Origin of the sequence: Ensifer sp. Root1252 (assembly GCF_001425885.1) — a bacterium.
Taxonomy (GTDB): domain Bacteria; phylum Pseudomonadota; class Alphaproteobacteria; order Rhizobiales; family Rhizobiaceae; genus Ensifer; species Ensifer canadensis.
The window spans coordinates 100822-119658 of record NZ_LMDT01000006.1 but is presented as its reverse complement, the minus strand read 5'-3'; the positions used below and the strand labels follow the sequence as shown (position 1 = coordinate 119658).

Here is an 18837-nt window from a genome sequence, read left to right as displayed (position 1 = left end):
AGGGCGTTGGTAATGTCCGGCGCGCTGCGCGAAGCAGCGCTCCTGGAATTACTTGATGGCCTGACGTGCAACGTACTGGATGTCGCCGCGGCCGATGCCGAGGTCGCTCAGTTCCCGGTCGCTCATGCGGCCGAGTTCGTTGCAGGTCTGACGATACTTGCGCCAATTGTTGAAAGAGCGTGCGAGGTTCATGATCCTATCCTTTCTAGGGTCGTGTGCCAGCGCTTATCTCTCGGCTGGCCGTCATCTGATGACCCGAAATATAATCGATTTTAGCAGAAGTTACAGAGATAATGCTGCATCGCACCCATGCAGCTATTGCAAGTCTCATTGTGGCCGGGATGTCGACGCCATACCACCAATGTGCTGCCGGATGCCGACAGAACCGTAAGAGACTGCAGAGAGAAGAGGATGGCTGAATCAAACAACGCCCGCTGGGGGAGGAGATCCAGCGAGCGTCGTTTTATTCTGATCGGCAACTGGGAGGAGGAGTGCTGCCAATCCAAATCGAGGGGCGCTGGGAGGAGGAGTGCGCCGCCCCGATCGATGAGTTGAAGGTACTTCAGTCTGCCGAATTTGGGTAGATCAGTTGCCTCATGGCACCTATGCATGCGGCGCATACCTCGATGTGAAGTCGACAGATATCTGCGCAAATATTGTGCAATTGCTTCGCTTGGTCGCGATGGATGAAAAACGGGGGGGCTGAAAAGAAATAACGCCCGCTGGGGGAGGAGGTCCAGCGAGCGTCATTGAAGGTGATTGGCAACTGGGAGGAGGAGTGTTGCCAATCGTATCGGAGGGGCGCTGGGAGGAGGAGTGCGCCGCTCCGAATTCCATCGAACTTTCGTCCGGGTCTTTCCCGGCACTCCGGGGCGGTTGACCATTGCCGCTAGCGTCCGCTTGGCTGTTTGCCTTCGTTCGCTTCTGATGATTTGAATATAGGGTGTTTAAATCGATTTGTGCAGTGCAATATCCGCATGGAAGATATGCGCATTGCGCAAGCCGTCAGATCCTGGCGGACCAACGTCTGGTCCGAGCGATCGAATGGTTGTGTTTTTCCGCCATTGCGTGATTAGGTAAGCGCCTCGGTTTTTGTCTTCAAGGGCAGGGCCGCCGAAGGAGGTGGGGCAGCATGTATCGCGGTCGTCTGGAAAAGGACTTCAAGCATTGGGTTGGCATGGGGCTTCTGCCGGAGGCTTCCGCGCGACAGATGCTTGCGGAGTATGATGGTCGCGAATCCACCTTTCGGGCGGGGCGTGTTCTGCTGGTGCTCGCCGCCCTGCTGCTGTCGGCCTCCGTCCTGCTGCTTGTCGCGGCCAATTGGGAAGCACTGCCGCGTCTTGCCCGCCTGATCGGTATTGTCGCCTTGATCTGGGGCTTTCATCTTGCCGGTGCGTTGCTTCTCCGGCGAGGCAATGGCGGCCTGGCCGCGGCGGCTCTGGTGCTGGCGGCGATGTCGTTTGGTGCCGGCATTGCCCTGGTCGGGCAGATGTATCATCTCTCGGGTGATGCAGCCGATGCGATCCTGCTCTGGATCGCCGGCGCTTGCGTGACGGCGCTCGCCTTTCGATCGGCGGCTGTCACAACAGTGTGCGGCGGGCTGGCCTGGGCCTATTTCCTGACGTTGCTGTCGGAGGGCGGTCTTGGCGATATCGTCGAATGGCAGACCTGGCTCGTCCCGGCGCTCGCCATCCTCGTGGTCATTCTGGTGCGTGTGACGGATGCAGGTCGCGCGCGGCACCTCGCCTATCTTCTCGTCACGGGATGGCTGATTTGGCTCTATATCGAGAACTCGTCCTTGGGTTTTGCCGGCACGCTGGCAGGCGGCGGCATTGTCGCCTTCCTTGCGGCAGCCATGCCGGGCTCGCCGCTTCGCCCCATCGCGCTTGAAGCCGGCTCCGCGCCCGCATTCTATTCCTTCGCCTTGGCACTCATCGGTTTCTCGGTGCTGCAGTTTGAAGCTGACGGTTTGACCAGTGAAGTGGCCGCCGGCGCGGCCGTGCTCATCGTCGCTCTGCTTGGGATCGCACTTGCCGGCGCGCAGAACGGGGCAGTGCGTTACCTCGGTTATGCGGCGTTTGCTGGTGAACTTCTCTATCTCGCATTCGAGACGCTGGGCTCAATGCTCGGAACCTCGGGCTTCTTCCTGATTTCCGGCCTGCTGGTGGCGGCGATCGCCTGGCTGGTGATCCGGATCGAAGGGCGCCTGATGCGGACGCGACGCGAGGAGGTTTCGCCATGACTGGTCTCTCGCCAAAGCGTCGCTGGTTGCCGCCGCTCATCGCCGCGCTGATTGCCGCCGTCCTTCAGACGGCAGCGCTTGGCTACATGGTCGAAAGCCGGGCTTCGATCCTGCGCAACGGCAAGGAAGTCCTGCTGAAGACCGTGCCGGTTGATCCGAGGGATCTGCTGCGCGGCGACTACGTCATCCTGAGCTATGACATTTCCTGGCTGCCGCCGGCACTTTTCAAGGACGGATTGCCGACGGCGCCGGCGGAAGCGACGGTTTTCGTGCGTCTGGCAAAACAACCGGACGGCTTCTGGGGTGCGGCGCAAGCGTCCTTCAAGCCCCTTGCGCCGACGGATGACAGTGTCGTGCTTCAATCGCAACCGTTCACCTATTACCCTTCGTCGAGTGAAAACCCGTCATCGATAAACGTCGCATATGGCATCGAGCGATTCTATGTTCCGGAGGGCGAGGGCCGGGTGCTGGAGCAAGCGCGCAATGCCGAGGCGCTTTCGGTCAATGTTCGCGTCAATAATGCGGGGCGCGCACAGATAAGGCAGATCGCCGTCGAAGGCACGCCTGTCTACGAAGAGACGCTCTATTGACCGCTTGCTGCGGGATCGGATCGATCTGTCGTGGGTAACCGCATTTTCCCTTTGATCCCGCGAAAACGAGTGATATAGAGACGCCGCGCTCGGGAAAGCCCTGAACCTCAGCATGCCCATTCTATCTGCGGTATTTCCGTTGGTTGGTCTTGCGGGAATACGATCAGGCGGTGCGATTGTCTGAACGCGGGTATGGTGAAATTGGTAGACACGCCAGATTTAGGTTCTGGTGCCGCAAGGCGTGGGAGTTCAAGTCTCTCTACCCGCACCAAGACAAGCATCGCGCCAAAAGTCCGGATTCTGCTATGATGAAGGGGGCTGGAGTGCCATTTTGCTTGCAAAACGGTTACGGAACTGCGTAAAGCCACTCCCGGCAAATGGATCGGCTCACGTGCTCGCCAGACCTTTCTAAGGGGAAGAGCACAGTCAACGTGAAATGAAGGTTTGAACATGCAGGTTATCGAAACGCTCGCTCAAGGGCTGAAGCGCGAACTCAAGGTCGTTATCCCGGCCAAGGACATGGAAGCTCGGATGAACGAGCGTCTGGCCGAAGTGAAGGACCGTGTGAAGATCAACGGCTTCCGGCCGGGCAAGGTGCCGTTCGCGCATCTGAAGAAGGTCTATGGCAAGTCGATCATGGCAGATCTCGTCAACGAGATCGTCCGCGAAAAGCCGACCGAGATCCTTTCGGGCCGTGGCGAGAAGTCGGCGACCCAGCCGGAAATCGCGATGACCGAGGACGAGTCCGAAGCCGACAAGATCCTCAACGCTGAGGCTGACCTCGAGTTCACCGTCGCTTACGAAATCATCCCGGCGATCGAACTCAAGGACGTCAGCGGCATCAAGGTGACGCGCGAAGTCGTCGAGATCGCCGAAGACGAAGTCAACGAGCAGATCCTGCGTATCGCTGAAAGCGCTCGCACCTACGAATCGAAGAAGGGCAAGGCCGCCAACGGCGACCGCGTCACCATCGACTACCTCGGCAAGGTTGACGGCGAAGCCTTCGACGGCGGCAAGGACGAAGACGCAGAACTCGTTCTCGGCTCCAACCGCTTCATCCCGGGCTTCGAAGAGCAGCTCGTCGGCGTCAAGGCTGGCGACGAGAAGACCATCACCGTGACGTTCCCGGCCGATTACCCGGCAGCGAACCTCGCTGGCAAGGAAGCCACCTTCGACATCACCGTCAAGGACGTTGCTTCGGCCCAGGACATCGAAATCAACGACGAACTGGCCACCAAGCTCGGCCTCGAATCGGCTGACAAGCTGAAGGAAATCGTTCGCGGCCAGATCGAGAGCCAGTACGGCTCGCTGACCCGCCAGAAGGTGAAGCGTCAGATCCTCGACCAGCTCGACGAACTCTACCAGTTCGATACGCCGGAGCGCCTCGTCGAAGCCGAATTCGAAAACATCTGGCGTCAGATCAACACCGATCTGCAGCAGGCCGGCAAGACCTTCGCTGACGAAGAAACCACCGAAGAAGAAGCACGCGCCGAATACCGCAAGCTCGCTGAGCGTCGCGTTCGCCTCGGCCTCGTTCTCTCGGAAATCGGCGAAAAGGCCGGCGTTCAGGTCAGCGACGACGAACTGCAGCGTTCGCTGTTCGAACAGCTCCGCCAGTTCCCGGGCCAGGAAAAGCAGATCCTCGACTACTTCAAGAACACGCCTGGTGCCGCCGCTTCGCTGCGCGCTCCGCTGTTCGAAGAAAAGGTTGTCGATCACCTGCTCTCCGAGATCTCGGTAACCGACAAGACGGTTTCCAAGGAAGAGCTGACGGCTGACGACGAAGAAACCGAAGGCAAGGCTGCCAAGAAGGCTCCGGCCAAGAAGAAGGCCGCTGCCAAGGCTGACGCCGCTGAAGGCGAAGAAGCCGCTGCTCCGAAGAAGAAGGCTCCGGCCAAGAAAAAGGCTGCTGACGACAGCGCCGAGTAATCACTTCTTCGATTGCTTACAAATTGAGGCCCTGCCGTTTACGGCGGGGCCTTTTCTGTTGGGGAAATGTTTGTCGTGCGTGGTGGGTGCACAGAGACGTTTTGCTTTACCGAAGATCGAGCAGCAACGCCCGGTGATCCGAGACTTCCGGTTGTTCGACAACGTCGAAGCTGATGACATCGACATCCGGCGTGGCCAGCATGTAATCGGCGTAACGCCCTGATTTGCCGTAGTGCGATGTGCGTGTATCCGTGTGACCTCGACCGGTGACGAGATCGGACAGGCCGAGACTGCCGAGCGCCGCAAAGGTTGCGCTTTCAGGCAGGACATTGAAATCGCCGCAGACGACGAGCCTTTCGTTTCCGGGCCAAATGCGGCCGATAAGTTGTACCAGCGCATCCGCCTGCGCCTGCCGCTCCGGCGTGTCGCCCTTGCCGTTCGTGGTCCGCAGGCCGTGCATCTGCGCGATGGTTATGGAAAAGCCATGCTCATAGTTGAAGAGGCGGAGGCAGTGGGCATTTCGGGCGCGCGGATGTTCGCCCCAACCGTCGGGCGAAAACTCGCCATGGTCGAAATCGAGCGCCTGGCCGATGACGGGAAAGGATTTGCGCACGAATGTCGCCAATCCGAATTCGGAATGGACCATACGATCGCCATCGGAAAGCTCGCCTCTCGACGTCGGGCAGAAATACCCGTCATGATCAGGCAGGGCTGCGCAGATCTCGTCGAAGAGATTGGCGCGCTGCGGCAGCTCGACATCGCGATCGCGGTAAAGGAGCCACTCTGACCTCGTCTCCGGAGAGCGCACGACCTCCTGCAGACACAGGATGTCTGCGTTGACTTCGACAAGATACGGTATCAGCGGCGCATGCAGCTTGCCGCCCCAGGCATTCAGGGAGAGGATGCGTAGTGCCATGCTCAATCGCTCGCCAAAACACGGCCCGACGATGCGCAGCATATTCGGGCCGTATGCGTGAAAACGAAGCCCAGGCCGATCACTTGATGCCGTTCTCAAGTGGCCGGATTTGGCGACGTCAGGGCGGCGAGGCTATCTGATTCGCGGCGGTTTGTTCGGGGCCGACCTGGCCGGCCTCGCGGCATTTTAAGCCGTCGGCTTGATCTCGCCCATGCGGTTCCAGGCGTCGAGGCCGGCAATCTTGTAGGCTTCGGCAAGCGTCGGATAGTTGAACGTGTTCTCGACAAAGTACTCGACGGTGCCCTTGAGGTTCAGCACGGCCTGGCCGATATGAACCAGCTCGGTCGCGCCTTCACCGAGGATGTGCACGCCGAGCAGGCGGCGCGTCTTTAGCGAAAAGATCATCTTCAAAAGACCGGAGTCGAGCCCCATGATGTGGCCGCGCGAGGTTTCGCGAAAGCGCGCAATGCCGCATTCATAGGCAATGCCGCGCTCCTTGACCTCCTCTTCTGAAAGGCCGCAGGTGGAGATTTCCGGAACGGCATAGATGCCGTAAGGGAAGTATTTTTGCGGCTCCATGGCGATGGCGCCGACTGCGACGCGAGCAGCAATGCGTCCCTGTTCCATCGAAGTCGAGGCAAGGCTCGGGAAGCCGACCACGTCGCCGGCGGCGTAGATGTTGGGCACTGAGGTCTGGAAGGTTTCGGGATTGACCTTGAGCCGACCGCGGCTGTCGGCTTCGAGCCCGGCGGCCGGAAGATTGAGCGTGTCGGTCGCGCCCATGCGGCCGGCGGCAAAGAGCACCATGTCGGTCACGATCCTGCGGCCGTTGTCGAGCGTCAGCAGAACCTTACCATCGTCGAGCCGTTCGACCTTTTCCGCCTTCTGCCCGAGATGGAGTTTCATGTTGCGGTCGCGCAATTGATAGGTGAAGTCCTCGACAATCTCCTTGTCGATGAAGTCGAGCATCGTCGTCTTCGGGTCGATCACCGTCACTTGCGTGTCTAGCGCACTGAATATCGTCGCATATTCGATGCCGACGACGCCGGCGCCGATCACCACGAGCGAGCGCGGCAACTGCGAGATATCGAGCAGCTCGTCGCTGTCGAGCACGGTCTTGCCGTCGAAGGGCATGTAGTCCGGACGGAATGGCTTCGTGCCGACGGCAAGCATGATGCTGGTCGCCGAAACGAGCAAAGTCTCGCCGTCGTCCTTGACCACTTCAAGCGTGGTCTGATCGACGAAACTTGCCTTGCCGCGCATCTGCTGCACGCGGTTGCGGGCAAACTGGTGTTCGAGAACCTCAACCTCATGATTGAGGGTGATGATCAGTCGCTGGCGCAGATCCTCGGCGCTGATCTCCTCCTTGACGCGGTAAGAGCGGCCGTAAAAGCCGCGTTCGCGCCAACCCGAGAGATTGAGCGCCGTTTCGCGCAGGGTCTTCGACGGGATCGTGCCCGTGTGCACGGAAACGCCGCCGACGCGTTTGCCCTGTTCGATGACGAGAACCTTCTTGCCGAGCTTGGCGGCCTGGATGGCGCCACGGCGGCCGGCGGGTCCGCTTCCGACGACGATGAGATCGAACTGGTTCATGGGCATTTCCGTAAAAAAGGAAGAATCGTTGTGCGCTGCGAAAAGTCTCGCTCGCATGCGTCTATATCGTCAATCGCACAGTTTGATGAAGTGGTTTTCGTCTTTGAAACCTGTTGGGTGCGAATATGACGAAATACGCGTATGCTCGATGACCCAATAGCATACCGGTGCATGGAATTCATGCGGGCATGGGAGGTCTTCTATGGCGTTCGACCTGATGAACGAGCCAAGCTCGGACTATTCGCGCACCACGGAACCGCCGCATGGGGAGGACAGGCAGGGCGTGATCGCCGCTGCGGTCTACGAAAACGGCGTGCGCATCCAGGACATTCAGGTGGAAGATGCGAGCAAATGGCGAAACCGCCCGAATGCCGTCATCTGGATCGGTCTCCATGAACCGGATGCTGCGTTGCTTCGCCAGGTGCAGCGCGAGTTCGATCTGCATGACCTGGCGATCGAAGACGCCTGCAAGGCGCATCAACGTCCTAAACTTGAGATCTATGGCGATTCGATTTTCGTCGTTGCCCGCACCGCTCATATGGTCGGAGTCGAAATCGCGTTCGGCGAAACGCATCTCTTCGTCGGGCGCGGCTACGTCGTCTCGGTTCGCCACGGCGCCTCGACCTCCTATATGGCCGTGCGGCAGCGATGCGAAGCGTCACCCGCTGCCCTTGCTCATGGTGAGAACTATATCCTGTATTCGATCCTCGATTTCATCGTCGACAATTACATGCCGGTAATCGAGGCCATTCACGAGGAAGTCGAACGGCTCGAGGATCGTCTGCTTCGCCAACGGCTGGAGAAGGCGGATATCGAACGGCTCTATCTGCTCCGGCGCAACCTGCTCAGGCTTCGCAATGCCGCCGTGCCGCTGGTCGATGTCTGCCGGCGGCACGAGCATATCGATCTGCCCGGCATGGAGGCGGCACTGCAACCGCTGTTTCGCGATGTGACCGACCATGTCCGCCGCGTGCAGGAAGATATCGATGCGTTGCGCGAGGTTCTGGCCTTCACCTTTGAAGCCAGCTTGATGATCGGCCAATCCGAGCAGACGGAGATCTCCCGCAAGCTTGCCTCCTGGGCAGCTATCCTTGCAGTGCCGACGGCAATTGCCGGTATCTACGGGATGAACTTCGACGACATGCCGGAGCTTAAATTCCGCTACGGTTATTTCGTGGTGCTGGCCGTGATCATCGGGCTCTGCCTGACGCTGTATCGCTTCTTCCGCCGCGCCCGATGGCTTTGATTGCAAAGCCCGGCGGCTAGAGCATTTCCAGGAAAAGTGCGAAGCGGTTTTCCATCAGGAAATGCGTAAAAAAGCGTTTGTGCGATTCCGTCCAAATCGGAAACGCTCTAGAAGAGGCGCAGCCCCTTCAGGCTTACATGGCCGTCCTTGCCGATGATGATGTGATCGTGCACCGCAATGCCGAGCGGCTTGGCTGTCTCGACGATCAGCTTGGTCATGTCGATATCCGCCCGCGACGGCGTGGGGTCGCCTGAGGGGTGATTGTGGACAAGGATGATCGCGGTTGCCGACAATTCGAGTGCGCGCTTGACGACCTCGCGCGGATAGACAGGCGTGTGGTCGATCGTGCCCGTCTGCTGGACCTCGTCGGCAATCAACGCATTACGCTTGTCGAGGAATAATATCCGGAATTGCTCCTTGGTCTCATAGGCCATAGCCGCGTGGCAATATTCGATCACCGCCGACCAGGACGAGAGAATGTGCTTCTTGCGCAGGTCACTCTTCAGCGTTCGGTGCCCGATCGTCGAGACGAGCTTCAGGTCGAGCGCGACCGATTCGCCAACACCCTTGACCTCCTGCAGCAACGGGAGCGGTGCGCCGAATACACCGGCAAGCGTGCCAAAGCGCGTCAGCAGCGCCTTGGCAATCGGCTTGGTATCCTTGCGCGGGATAAGCCGGAACAGCAGCATTTCGAGGAGTTCGTAGTCGGCAAGCGCGGCGTCGCCGTGCTCGCGATACCGTGTTCGCAGCCGATCACGGTGGCCAAGATAGTGCGCCTCGACCGCCTGAGCTGCCGCGTCTGAGACATGCGCGTCCTGCGGCTGCAGATCCGCAAAAAACGACCGTTCGTCCGCCGGCTGCGTCGCATCGCCTGCGGATGAGCGGGAGTTTTTCTTCATGCGGCGCCCATGGCGGCCATGTCAGGCTTGAAGAAGCCGGCCGGCGAGAGCGTGAAGATCTCGCAGCCATCAGCCGTGACGCCGACCGTATGCTCGTACTGCGCCGAGAGAGAACGGTCGCGTGTTACCGCCGTCCAGCCATCGGCAAGCACCTTCACGTGCGGGCGACCGAGATTGATCATCGGCTCGATGGTGAAGATCATGCCTTCGCGCAGTTCCGGCCCCTCGTTGGCGCGGCCGTAATGCAGGATGTTGGGAGCGTCGTGGAAAAGCCGGCCGACGCCGTGTCCGCAGAAGTCGCGTACGACCGAGCACCGTTCGGCTTCGGCATAGGCCTGGATGGCTTCGCCGATCGCGCCGGTGCGGGCGCCAGGACGCACGGCGGCAATGCCGCGCATCAGGCACTCATGCGTCACGTCGAGAAGCCGCTCGGCGGCACGTTTGATCTCGCCGACCGGATACATGCGGCTGGAATCGCCGTGCCAGCCATCGATCACATAGGTCACGTCGATATTGACGATATCGCCGTCGCGAAGCGGCTTGTCGTTCGGAATACCGTGGCAGACAACGTGGTTGATCGAGGTGCAGGACGACTTGGTATAGCCGCGGTAGTTCAGCGTTGCCGGAAGCGCGCCGTTGTCCATGCCGAACTCGAAGACGAAGCGGTCGATCTCCTCGGTCGTCACCCCGGGCCGAACGCGCGACACCAGTTCGTCGAGGCAACGCGCCGTCACCTGACAGGCCTTGCGCATACCTTCGAACCCCTCCGGTCCGTAGAGGCGGATGACGCCGGTGTTCTTATAGGGCGCGGCCCCTGCCTCGATGTAAGTCACCATTCCAGAACTTTCAGTTGTTTCCTGTCGAATTTCATAATCCAGCAGGGGCAGCCTCGTCCACTGCCGTGCACCTTGAGGGACTGATATAGGGCGCAGCGCACAGTATTTCGCAGCCGCGATCTTCCGCTAAGCAGATCGGCAAGCCTAACGCGGATCAATGCCTGCGCCTATCCGTAGAATGTTGCAGGTTGCTAAGGGTTGGCGATGCCGTGCGTGCCAAATCGGTAACTCAGGCGAAGTTGCGAATAGCGCTGGCACCTGCCTCATCGATTGCGATCAAGCCGATCGGTGCTATCTCGGAGGGCGATACCAGGCATTTCACCGCATAGGCCTCGACACCTCTGGTCATGGCACGATCGAAGGCAGCGGCATATACAGGGTCGTAGTCGCGGCAGATCTGCAGGTGATCGCAATCGCTGCGCTGCACTAGGTAGACCATGATCGCGCGATGGCCGGCTTCGACCATGTCTCCCAGTTCTTCGAGGTGCTTGGCGCCACGTGCAGTCGGGCTGTCGGGAAACTCGGCCACGCCAGGGTTGCGACTGAAATGCACATTCTTCACCTCGACATAGGCAAGACCGCGCAGGCTGTCGCTCAAGAGAATGTCGATTCGCGAATTGCGCCCGTATTTCTGCTCGCGGGCGAGGTTCTCGTAGAGATGAAGGTCGGCGACAAGTCCGAGCCGAATGGCCTCTTCCGCCAGACGGTTGGGCAGGCCGGTGTTGATGCCGACCAGCGTACCATCCGCCTCGACGATTTCGAGCATCTGCCGGTACTTGCGCGTCGGGCTATCATGCTCCGACATCCAGATGCGCGAACCCGGCGTCGTCAGTCCGCGCATCGACCCGGTGTTGGGGCATGAGCCGGTCAATGCCGTACCATCGGCGAGGAGAGCGTCGAATAGAAAGCGTTTGTAGCGCTGCACGAGCGTGGCGGGCACGAGTGGCCGATCGAAAATCAAGATCTGTTCACACTTTGGTCAGGCGCGGGCGCGCACATAGGAGCCGGGCGCCTCTTCCAGCGTGTTGAGCGTGCCGCCGGGCTTGCGCGCGGGCACGCGCTTCTTGTCCAGCTTTTCGATCCACTGATGCCAGTGCGGCCACCAGGACCCGGGGGTCTCCGTGGCCGTTTTGACCCAATCGTCGAACTCTCCCTTGGGAGGACCGCCGGTCCAGAACTGGTACTTGCCCTTGTCCGGTGGGTTCACGACGCCGGCGATGTGGCCCGAGCCGGAAAGCACGTATGTGACCTTGCCACCGAAGGAGGAACTGCCGAGGAAAACGGAGCGCGGCGGAGCGATATGGTCTTCCTTGGTTGCCAGGTTGTAGATCGGGATCTTGACGTCACCCAGCGATACCTGCTTGCCGGCCAGCATCATCTCGCCCTTCGACAGACGGTTTTCCAGGTAGCAGTTGCGCAGGTAGAACGAATGGTTGGCCGCCGGCATCCGGGTCGAATCGGAATTCCAGTAGAGCAGGTCGAAGGGCAGGGGCTCCTGCCCCTTGAGGTAGTTGTTGACGAAGTAGGGCCAGATCAGTTCGGAGGCGCGCAGCATGTTGAACGCGGTCGCCATTTTCGAGCCGTCGAGATAGCCGGCCACCCGCATGTTGGCTTCCATCTGGCTGATCTGGTCTTCGTCGACGAAGACCTTGAGATCACCGGCGTGAGTGAAGTCGACCTGGGTGGTAAACAGCGTTGCCGAGCGGATGCGCTCGTCGCCCTCTGCGGCATGGAGCGCCAGTGTTGCGGCCAATAGCGTTCCACCGACGCAATAGCCGATGGCATTCACGTCCCGTTCGCCGGTCGCCTGTTCGACGGTGTCGAGCGCAAAGCCGATGCCTTCGCGGGCATAGGCTTCCCAATCCTTGGCCGCATGCCGCTCGTCCGGATTGACCCAGGAGATGACGAACACCGTGTGTCCCTGATCGACCGCCCACTTGATGTAGGATTTCTGCGGGTTGAGGTCGAGCACGTAGAACTTGTTGATCCAGGGCGGGCAGATCAACAGCGGACGCTTGAGCACCGTTTCCGTCGAGGCCTCGTACTGGATCACCTGGCAGACGTCGCTCTGCGCGACCACCTTGCCGGGGGTGATCGCGATGTTTTCGCCGATCGCGAATTTGCTGGTATCGGTCTGGCGCATCCTGAGATCGCCGCGACCGGCCACCACGTCCTCGGCAAACATTTGCATGCCCTTGACGAGATTGGCGCCGCTCGTCGCAACCGTTTCCCGGTAGAGCTGAGGGTTGGTGGTGACGAAATTGGTCGGAGAGAGCGCACTCGAAATCTGCCTGACGTAAAAGGCAGCCTTGTGTTTGGTGTGGTCGTCCAGCCCTTCCGCGTCGCGCACCATCTTGTCAGCCCAGTCCGACGTGATGAAATAGGCCTGCCGGACGAAATCGAAGAACGGGTTTTTTACCCAGTCCTCGTCGGCGAAGCGCTTGTCGGTGCGCTGCAAGCTCACGGGATCGGTGGCGACAACATCACCGGACATGCGATGCAAGGTTCGAGACCACATCTCGAAGAAACTGCCCATCAGATGGGTCTGGGCTTCGAGCGTCCGGCGTGGATCGGAAAGCCAATACTCGGAAACCCTGGAGAGGGTTTTGACCATGTCGGTGACAGGTTCGGAGAAGACGTCGGATTTTTCGCCGGTTTCGCGCGGCGCAAGCCAGGCTGAGGCCGCCTTGCCGAGCTGCTCCATTGCGCGGGCAAGGTTGACCGCGAGGCCTTCGGGATCCTTGACGATGTAGGGTTCAACGGACTTCGGGTCGAAGCCAGCAAAGCCGTCCTTGCCTTCGGCATTCCTGTCTGCTGTCACCCGGTTTCCTCCACAGCATCTTGTTTGTTTTGTATTTTTACATTCTGCCCGAAAATGATTACAAGGGCTAGCGCATCGTCGCGCCACGAAAACAGAGGTCTTTGCCAGTATGCTCGCCGTCGGAAAACAGCGCTCCATCACCTGGGTTGCCGGGATCATTCTCCTCGGCACGCTTGCGGGCTGCAACAGCCAGAAGACCGATTTCGAAAATTATCCCTCCGTCTACGGTCAGAAGCCTGCGGCAACGCAGCAGATGACCAATCAGGAAGCCGCCGATATGCAGGCGCGGCTGTCCGCGCTCGGTGCCGCGCGCAAATCCGGCTCCATCTCCGAAGCGGAGTATCAGCGTCGCATGAAGGAAATGCGAAAGCTTGCCGAAGACCACGGCTCCGACACGTTGAAACAGATCACGAATTAGCACTTGCGTTTCAGGTGATTTGGACGCAAAGCGTTCAATGGCCGCAATGACGGCCGTTCACCAAAGCGCATGTTTTCGCGACGGCCAACCGCTGGCGGATACGTGCGCCAAACGAGGTTTGGAGATGGAAGAGTTTCACAAAGTCCGGCGTTTGCCGCCTTATGTTTTCGAACAGGTCAACCGTTTGAAAGCAAGCGCGCGAGCGGCCGGTGCTGACATCATCGACCTCGGCATGGGCAATCCGGATCTTCCCACTCCGCAGTCGATTGTCGACAAGCTCTGCGAGGCCGTTCAGGACCCGCGCACGCATCGTTATTCGTCGTCGAAGGGCATTCCCGGGCTGCGTCGTGCCCAGGCCGCCTATTACGCCCGCCGCTTCGGCGTCAAACTGAACCCGGACACGCAGGTCGTCGCCACCCTTGGCTCCAAGGAAGGCTTTGCCAACATGGCTCAGGCGATCACCGCGCCGGGCGACGTGATCCTGTGCCCTAATCCGACCTATCCGATCCATGCCTTCGGCTTTCTGATGGCCGGTGGCGTCATCCGCTCGATCTCGGTCGAGCCGGACGACACATTCTTCGGGCCGCTGGAGCGCGCCGTTCGCCATTCGATCCCGAAGCCGCTGGCGCTGATCCTCAATTACCCGTCGAACCCGACGGCGCAGGTTGCGACGCTCGATTTCTATAAGGAAGTCGTGGCATTCGCGAAGAAGCACGACATCATCGTCTTGTCGGATCTGGCCTATTCGGAAATCTACTTCAACGATGCGCCGCCACCATCCGTGCTCGAGGTGCCGGGCGCGATCGACATCGCGGTCGAGTTCACCTCGATGTCGAAGACGTTTTCCATGCCCGGTTGGCGCATGGGCTTTGCCGTCGGCAACGAGCGGTTGATCGCGGCGCTGACGCGCGTGAAGTCTTATCTCGACTATGGTGCGTTCACGCCGATCCAGGTTGCCGCCACCCAGGCACTTAACGGTGACGGCAGCGACATCGCCGAGGTCCGCAACATCTACAAGCGCCGTCGCGACGTGATGGTCGAAAGCTTCGGCAAGGCCGGCTTCGACGTGCCGCCGCCGGCAGCCACGATGTTTGCCTGGGCCAAGATCCCGGAGAAGTTCCGTCATCTCGGATCGCTCGAATTCTCAAAGCTGCTTGTAGAGAAGGCCGATGTGGCCGTAGCGCCGGGCATCGGCTTCGGCGAGCAGGGTGACGACTATGTGCGTCTGGCGCTCGTCGAAAACGAGCACCGCATTCGTCAGGCGGCACGCAATATCAAGAAGTTCCTGTCCACGGCTGACGAGACGATGCACAACGTCATCTCGCTCAACGCGCATCGGTAAAAGACGGGGGCGTGCCAGGCGCGCGCCCCTACCGCAACGGCCCCGCCGTTCTGGCGGGGACCCTCACATGTTAGGAAATGGCTATGGCAGATGCCCTCAAAATTGGCATTGCGGGCTTGGGTACCGTCGGTGCCTCGCTCGTGCGAATCCTCCAGGATCGTCACGAGATGCTGGCAACGACATGTGGCAGGGCAATCGAAATTACAGCCGTAACGGCGCGTGACCGCTCCAGGGATCGTGGAGTCGATCTGTCGAAGACCACCTGGTTCGACGATGCCGTCTCGCTCGCTGCCAATGCCGATATCGATGTCTTCATCGAATTGATGGGCGGTTCCGGCGACCCGGCCTATGCTGCGGTCAAGACGGCGCTCGGCCGTGGTATCCATGTCGTCACCGCCAACAAGGCGTTGCTGGCAGCACATGGCATCGAGCTTGCGGCCATTGCCGAGAACAACGGCGCGCTGCTCAACTACGAAGCTGCCGTTGCTGGCGGCATTCCCGTCATCAAGGCGCTGCGCGAATCCATGACCGGCAACACGATCTCGCGCGTCTACGGGATCATGAACGGCACCTGCAACTACATCCTGACGAAGATGGAGAAGGAGGGTCTGTCCTTCGAGGCCTGCCTGAAGGAAGCCCAGAGGCTCGGCTATGCTGAGGCCGACCCGGCCTTCGACATCGAAGGCAACGATACCGCCCACAAGCTATCGATCCTGACGAGCCTTGCCTTCGGCACGGCGATTGCGGCCGACGACATCTATCTCGAAGGCATCACCAATATCTCCATCGACGATATCAATGCCGCGGCCGATCTCGGATACCGGATCAAGCTTCTCGGGGTCGCCCAGCGCACCGAAAGCGGCATCGAGCAGCGCGTACATCCAACGATGGTTCCCTATGATTCGGTGATCGCTCAGGTCGATGGCGTCACCAATGCGGTCGCGATCGAATCCGATATTCTCGGCGAGCTGCTGATGGTCGGTCCGGGTGCCGGCGGCAACGCGACGGCGTCGGCCGTTCTCGGCGACGTCGCCGATATCGCCAAGAGCCGCCCTGGCGCCCAGCATGTGCCCGCATTTGGTCGTCCGACCAATGCGCTGCTGCCTTACAAGCGCGCGCAGATCCAGAGCCACGAAGGCGGCTACTTCATCCGCCTGAAGGTCGTCGATCGCACAGGCGTCTTTGCGAGCATTGCTTCGCGCATGGCCGAAAACGGCATTTCGCTGGAATCGATCATGCAGCATTCCAAGCACCCGAAGGAATCGGACGAGCCGCAGACGATCATTTTGGTGACGCACGCGACCGCCGAGCATTCGGTGCGCGATGCGATCGTCGCGATCAAGAGCGAGGGCTATCTGGTCGGCGAGCCGCAGGTGATCCGCATCGAGCGGCCGAAGGCAGCCTAGCTCAAGGTGCAAAGCTGTTGAGAACGGGCCCCATCGACCATTGGCGTCGGTGGGGCCTTTTTCATGCCGGGTTTTGCGTGCGCGCATTGTTCGCTAATAACGAAGAGATTGAGGCAGGTGGACAGCATGGAAGAACCGGTAGACCCGATACAGCGAGCTTTTCTGGGCGTCGAGCGATCGATCAGCGGTCAGCGCTGGGTCTCTCGTCTCGACCAGGCCGGGCAGAACCGCGCGCTGGCGATCAGCCAGGTTCATGGCTATTCCGATCTCATTGGACGCGTGCTGGCCGGCCGTGGCGTTTCGCTCGACGATGCCGCGACCTTCCTCGACCCGACGCTTCGCTCGCTGATGCCGGACCCCGACACCTTGACCGACTGCCGCAAAGCGGCAGAGCGCCTGTCGCTGGCAATATCCAGGCGCGAGAAGGTAGTGGTCTTCGGCGACTACGACGTCGATGGCGCTGCATCCTCGGCGCTGATGGCGCGCTTCCTCGAACATTTCGGGCTCGAGGTCGAGATCTACATCCCCGATCGCATCTTTGAAGGCTATGGCCCCAACCCACAGGCGATCGAACAGTTGATCGATAACGGGGCCAGGCTCATCGTCACCGTCGACTGTGGCTCGACCAGCCATGAATCGCTCGCTGTCGCGGCCCAACGCGGTATCGACGTCGTCGTCATCGACCATCACCAGGTCGGCTCGACGTTGCCGCCATGCCATGCACTGGTCAATCCCAACCGCGAGGACGATCTCTCCGGCCAGGGGCACCTTTGCGCTGCCGGCGTCGTCTATCTCGTTCTCGTCAATGCCGTGCGTGTGCTGCGCGCCGCTGGTGATGCGCGCGTTGGGACTTTCGATCTACTGGCGCAACTCGATCTCGTGGCACTCGCAACCGTTTGTGATGTGGTGCCGCTGAAGGGGCTCAATCGCGCCTATGTGGTCAAGGGGCTGATTGCAGCCCGGCATATGGGCAATGTCGGGCTGGCCGCGCTGTTGCGCAAGGCGGCGATCGGCGGTCCCGTGACGCCATATCATCTCGGCTTTCTGGTCGGGCCACGCATCAATGCGGGCGGGCGCATCGGGGACGCGGCGCTTGGCAGCCGCCTGTTGACGATGGACGATAGTGCTGCGGCTGAAACGATTGCGGCACGGCTCGACGAGCTCAACCGCGAGCGGCAGGCGATGGAAGCGGCGATGTTGGCCGAGGCCGAGGCCGAGGTTCTGGCTGAGTACGGCACGGGCGAGGGCGCCTCCGTCATTGTGACGGCGCGGGAGAACTGGCACCCCGGTATCGTCGGGCTGATCGCGGCGAGAATAAAAGAGAAATTCCGTCGCCCGACCTTTGCCATTGCCTTCGATCCGAATGGTCGCGGCACCGGATCGGGTCGGTCGATTGCTGGTTTCGACATGGGAAAGATGGTTCGTGCCGCCGTCGACGGCGGATTGTTGGTGAAAGGCGGCGGCCACGCCATGGCCGCAGGCCTGACGGTCGAGCGGGCAAAGCTCGGCCGGTTGCGCCAATTCTTTGAGGAGAAGGCTGAAGCAGCCGTGCGGGACCTCGTTGCGGTGCAGACGCTGAAGGTGGACGGCGCGCTCGGCGCGTCTGGCGCAACGCTGGAACTGATCGATCTGCTGGAGCAGGCCGGCCCCTACGGCTCCGCCCATCCGCAGCCGGTCTTCGCCTTCCCCCTGCATCGGCTGCGCGACTGCCGCCAGGTTGGAGCCAACCACATCAAGGTGACCCTCGAAGGGCAAGACGGCAGCCGCCTCGAAGGTATCGCCTTTCGGGCCGTGGAGACGCCGCTCGGCGACTTCCTGTTCGCCAGCCGTGGCGCATCCATTCATGTTGCGGGTTCGGTTTCGGCCGATCTTTGGCAAGGCCAGCGGCGCGTGCAGTTGCGTGTAAGCGACGCTGCCAAGGCAATGTAGCCGGCAGCCTGAATCTATATTCCGTCAAGCTCTGCGGTGCCGCTTGGAATGCATGACTATCTGCCGGGATCGAGTCCAGTCATCTCCTGTGAACCTGCGTCAGAGACGGGGCAGAAGTACTCCGCGCCACGGGACGGAGCATGACTATTTTTGGTCCTGCGAAGACGTGCAGGCCGAACATCAACAATGTCGAGGGGAAGGTCACAGTGGCACGCCCTAGGGGAGTCGAACCCCTCTTCCCAGAATGAAAATCTGGTGTCCTAACCGATAGACGAAGGGCGCACTTGCTGTGTGGGCGTACGCCCTAGGGGAGTCGAACCCCTCTTCCCAGAATGAAAATCTGGTGTCCTAACCGATAGACGAAGGGCGCACTTGCTGTGTGGGCGTCTTATAGTCAGCGCTTTTGCCGGCTGCAAGCGCTAATGTCAGGATTTTTGAGGTTTTTCTGGGGAAAATGCAGGAAAAATCAACGGCTAAGAACATGGCGCAGATGCCTGAAGCCGAGGGGCATGGGTCGATGCAATCGGCGCCAAAACGGAAACGAATGTGCTGGGGAGGGGATCACAGTGGCACGCCCTAGGGGAGTCGAACCCCTCTTCCCAGAATGAAAATCTGGTGTCCTAACCGATAGACGAAGGGCGCACTTGCTGTGTGGGCGCCTTATAGGCAG

At 60.3% G+C, this 18837-nt stretch carries 15 protein-coding genes and 4 tRNA genes; 9 read left to right on the top strand and 10 right to left on the bottom strand.

Annotated features, from left to right (window positions below):
* Positions 1–48 precede the first annotated feature (48 nt).
* Positions 49–192 carry a DUF1127 domain-containing protein gene (locus ASD02_RS36835; RefSeq protein WP_067698887.1) on the bottom strand — a complete coding sequence of 48 codons (144 nt, stop codon included), beginning with the start codon at positions 190–192 and terminating at the stop codon, positions 49–51.
* Positions 193–1132: 940 nt separating this feature from the next.
* Between ASD02_RS36835 and ASD02_RS08655 the strand changes: the two genes are divergently transcribed.
* From ASD02_RS08655 to tig, 4 genes are all read left to right on the top strand, one after another.
* Entirely contained in the window at positions 1133–2242 is a 1110-nt protein-coding gene (locus ASD02_RS08655; RefSeq protein ID WP_057205027.1) for a DUF2157 domain-containing protein, read from the top strand.
* The gene (locus ASD02_RS08650; protein WP_025426870.1) at positions 2239–2832 is read left to right on the top strand and encodes a GDYXXLXY domain-containing protein; all 594 of its coding nucleotides are present in this window, start codon (positions 2239–2241) and stop codon (positions 2830–2832) included. Before ASD02_RS08655 ends, ASD02_RS08650 begins: the two co-directional genes overlap by 4 nt.
* A 186-nt stretch (positions 2833–3018) precedes the next feature.
* Positions 3019–3103, top strand: a tRNA-Leu gene (locus ASD02_RS08645).
* A 179-nt stretch (positions 3104–3282) separates the two neighbouring features.
* A complete protein-coding gene (gene tig / locus ASD02_RS08640; protein WP_025426871.1) occupies positions 3283–4761 on the top strand; it encodes a trigger factor in 1479 nt (492 codons plus the stop codon).
* Positions 4762–4867: 106 nt separating this feature from the next.
* Here the strand turns inward: tig and ASD02_RS08635 are convergent, their stop codons facing one another.
* Together ASD02_RS08635 and sthA are read right to left on the bottom strand one after the other, a co-directional pair.
* Positions 4868–5677 (bottom strand): endonuclease/exonuclease/phosphatase family protein, encoded by an 810-nt coding sequence (locus ASD02_RS08635; RefSeq protein WP_057220537.1) that lies wholly within the window; start codon positions 5675–5677, stop codon positions 4868–4870.
* Between the two features lie 186 nt (positions 5678–5863).
* Positions 5864–7270 carry a Si-specific NAD(P)(+) transhydrogenase gene (gene sthA, locus ASD02_RS08630; protein WP_025426873.1) on the bottom strand — a complete coding sequence of 469 codons (1407 nt, stop codon included), beginning with the start codon at positions 7268–7270 and terminating at the stop codon, positions 5864–5866.
* Between the two features lie 202 nt (positions 7271–7472).
* Between sthA and ASD02_RS08625 the strand changes: the two genes are divergently transcribed.
* Positions 7473–8516: a magnesium and cobalt transport protein CorA gene (locus ASD02_RS08625; protein WP_025426874.1), complete on the top strand. Its 1044-nt coding sequence runs from the start codon at positions 7473–7475 to the stop codon at positions 8514–8516.
* A gap of 107 nt (positions 8517–8623) precedes the next feature.
* Here the strand turns inward: ASD02_RS08625 and radC are convergent, their stop codons facing one another.
* From radC to phaC, 4 genes are all read right to left on the bottom strand, one after another.
* Positions 8624–9415 (bottom strand): DNA repair protein RadC, encoded by a 792-nt coding sequence (gene radC / locus ASD02_RS08620; protein ID WP_057220536.1) that lies wholly within the window; start codon positions 9413–9415, stop codon positions 8624–8626.
* Positions 9412–10251 carry a type I methionyl aminopeptidase gene (map, locus tag ASD02_RS08615; RefSeq protein ID WP_057220535.1) on the bottom strand — a complete coding sequence of 280 codons (840 nt, stop codon included), beginning with the start codon at positions 10249–10251 and terminating at the stop codon, positions 9412–9414. Before map ends, radC begins: the two co-directional genes overlap by 4 nt.
* Positions 10252–10480: 229 nt before the next feature.
* Complete coding sequence (gene sfsA / locus ASD02_RS08610) at positions 10481–11212, bottom strand: DNA/RNA nuclease SfsA (RefSeq protein ID WP_025426877.1); 732 nt, start codon at positions 11210–11212, stop codon at positions 10481–10483.
* An 18-nt stretch (positions 11213–11230) separates the two neighbouring features.
* On the bottom strand, positions 11231–13072 hold the full coding sequence (gene phaC, locus ASD02_RS08605; RefSeq protein WP_025426878.1) for a poly(3-hydroxyalkanoate) polymerase subunit PhaC: 1842 nt from the start codon (positions 13070–13072) through the stop codon (positions 11231–11233).
* Positions 13073–13181: 109 nt separating this feature from the next.
* Between phaC and ASD02_RS08600 the strand changes: the two genes are divergently transcribed.
* The 4 genes from ASD02_RS08600 (at position 13182) to recJ (ending at position 18167) form a co-directional block, all read left to right on the top strand.
* On the top strand, positions 13182–13490 hold the full coding sequence (locus ASD02_RS08600) for a hypothetical protein (RefSeq protein WP_025426879.1): 309 nt from the start codon (positions 13182–13184) through the stop codon (positions 13488–13490).
* Positions 13491–13614: 124 nt separating this feature from the next.
* Positions 13615–14832: an LL-diaminopimelate aminotransferase gene (locus tag ASD02_RS08595; RefSeq protein WP_025426880.1), complete on the top strand. Its 1218-nt coding sequence runs from the start codon at positions 13615–13617 to the stop codon at positions 14830–14832.
* Positions 14833–14915: 83 nt separating this feature from the next.
* A complete protein-coding gene (locus ASD02_RS08590; protein WP_025426881.1) occupies positions 14916–16238 on the top strand; it encodes a homoserine dehydrogenase in 1323 nt (440 codons plus the stop codon).
* A 126-nt stretch (positions 16239–16364) separates the two neighbouring features.
* Positions 16365–18167: a single-stranded-DNA-specific exonuclease RecJ gene (gene recJ, locus ASD02_RS08585; RefSeq protein ID WP_057205021.1), complete on the top strand. Its 1803-nt coding sequence runs from the start codon at positions 16365–16367 to the stop codon at positions 18165–18167.
* A gap of 207 nt (positions 18168–18374) precedes the next feature.
* Here the strand turns inward: recJ and ASD02_RS08580 are convergent.
* The 3 genes from ASD02_RS08580 to ASD02_RS08570 form a co-directional block, all read right to left on the bottom strand.
* A tRNA-Glu gene (locus ASD02_RS08580) sits at positions 18375–18449 on the bottom strand.
* Between the two features lie 16 nt (positions 18450–18465).
* Positions 18466–18537, bottom strand: a tRNA-Glu gene (locus ASD02_RS08575).
* Positions 18538–18734: 197 nt separating this feature from the next.
* Positions 18735–18809 (bottom strand) — tRNA-Glu (locus tag ASD02_RS08570).
* Between the last annotated feature and the right edge of the window lie 28 nt (positions 18810–18837).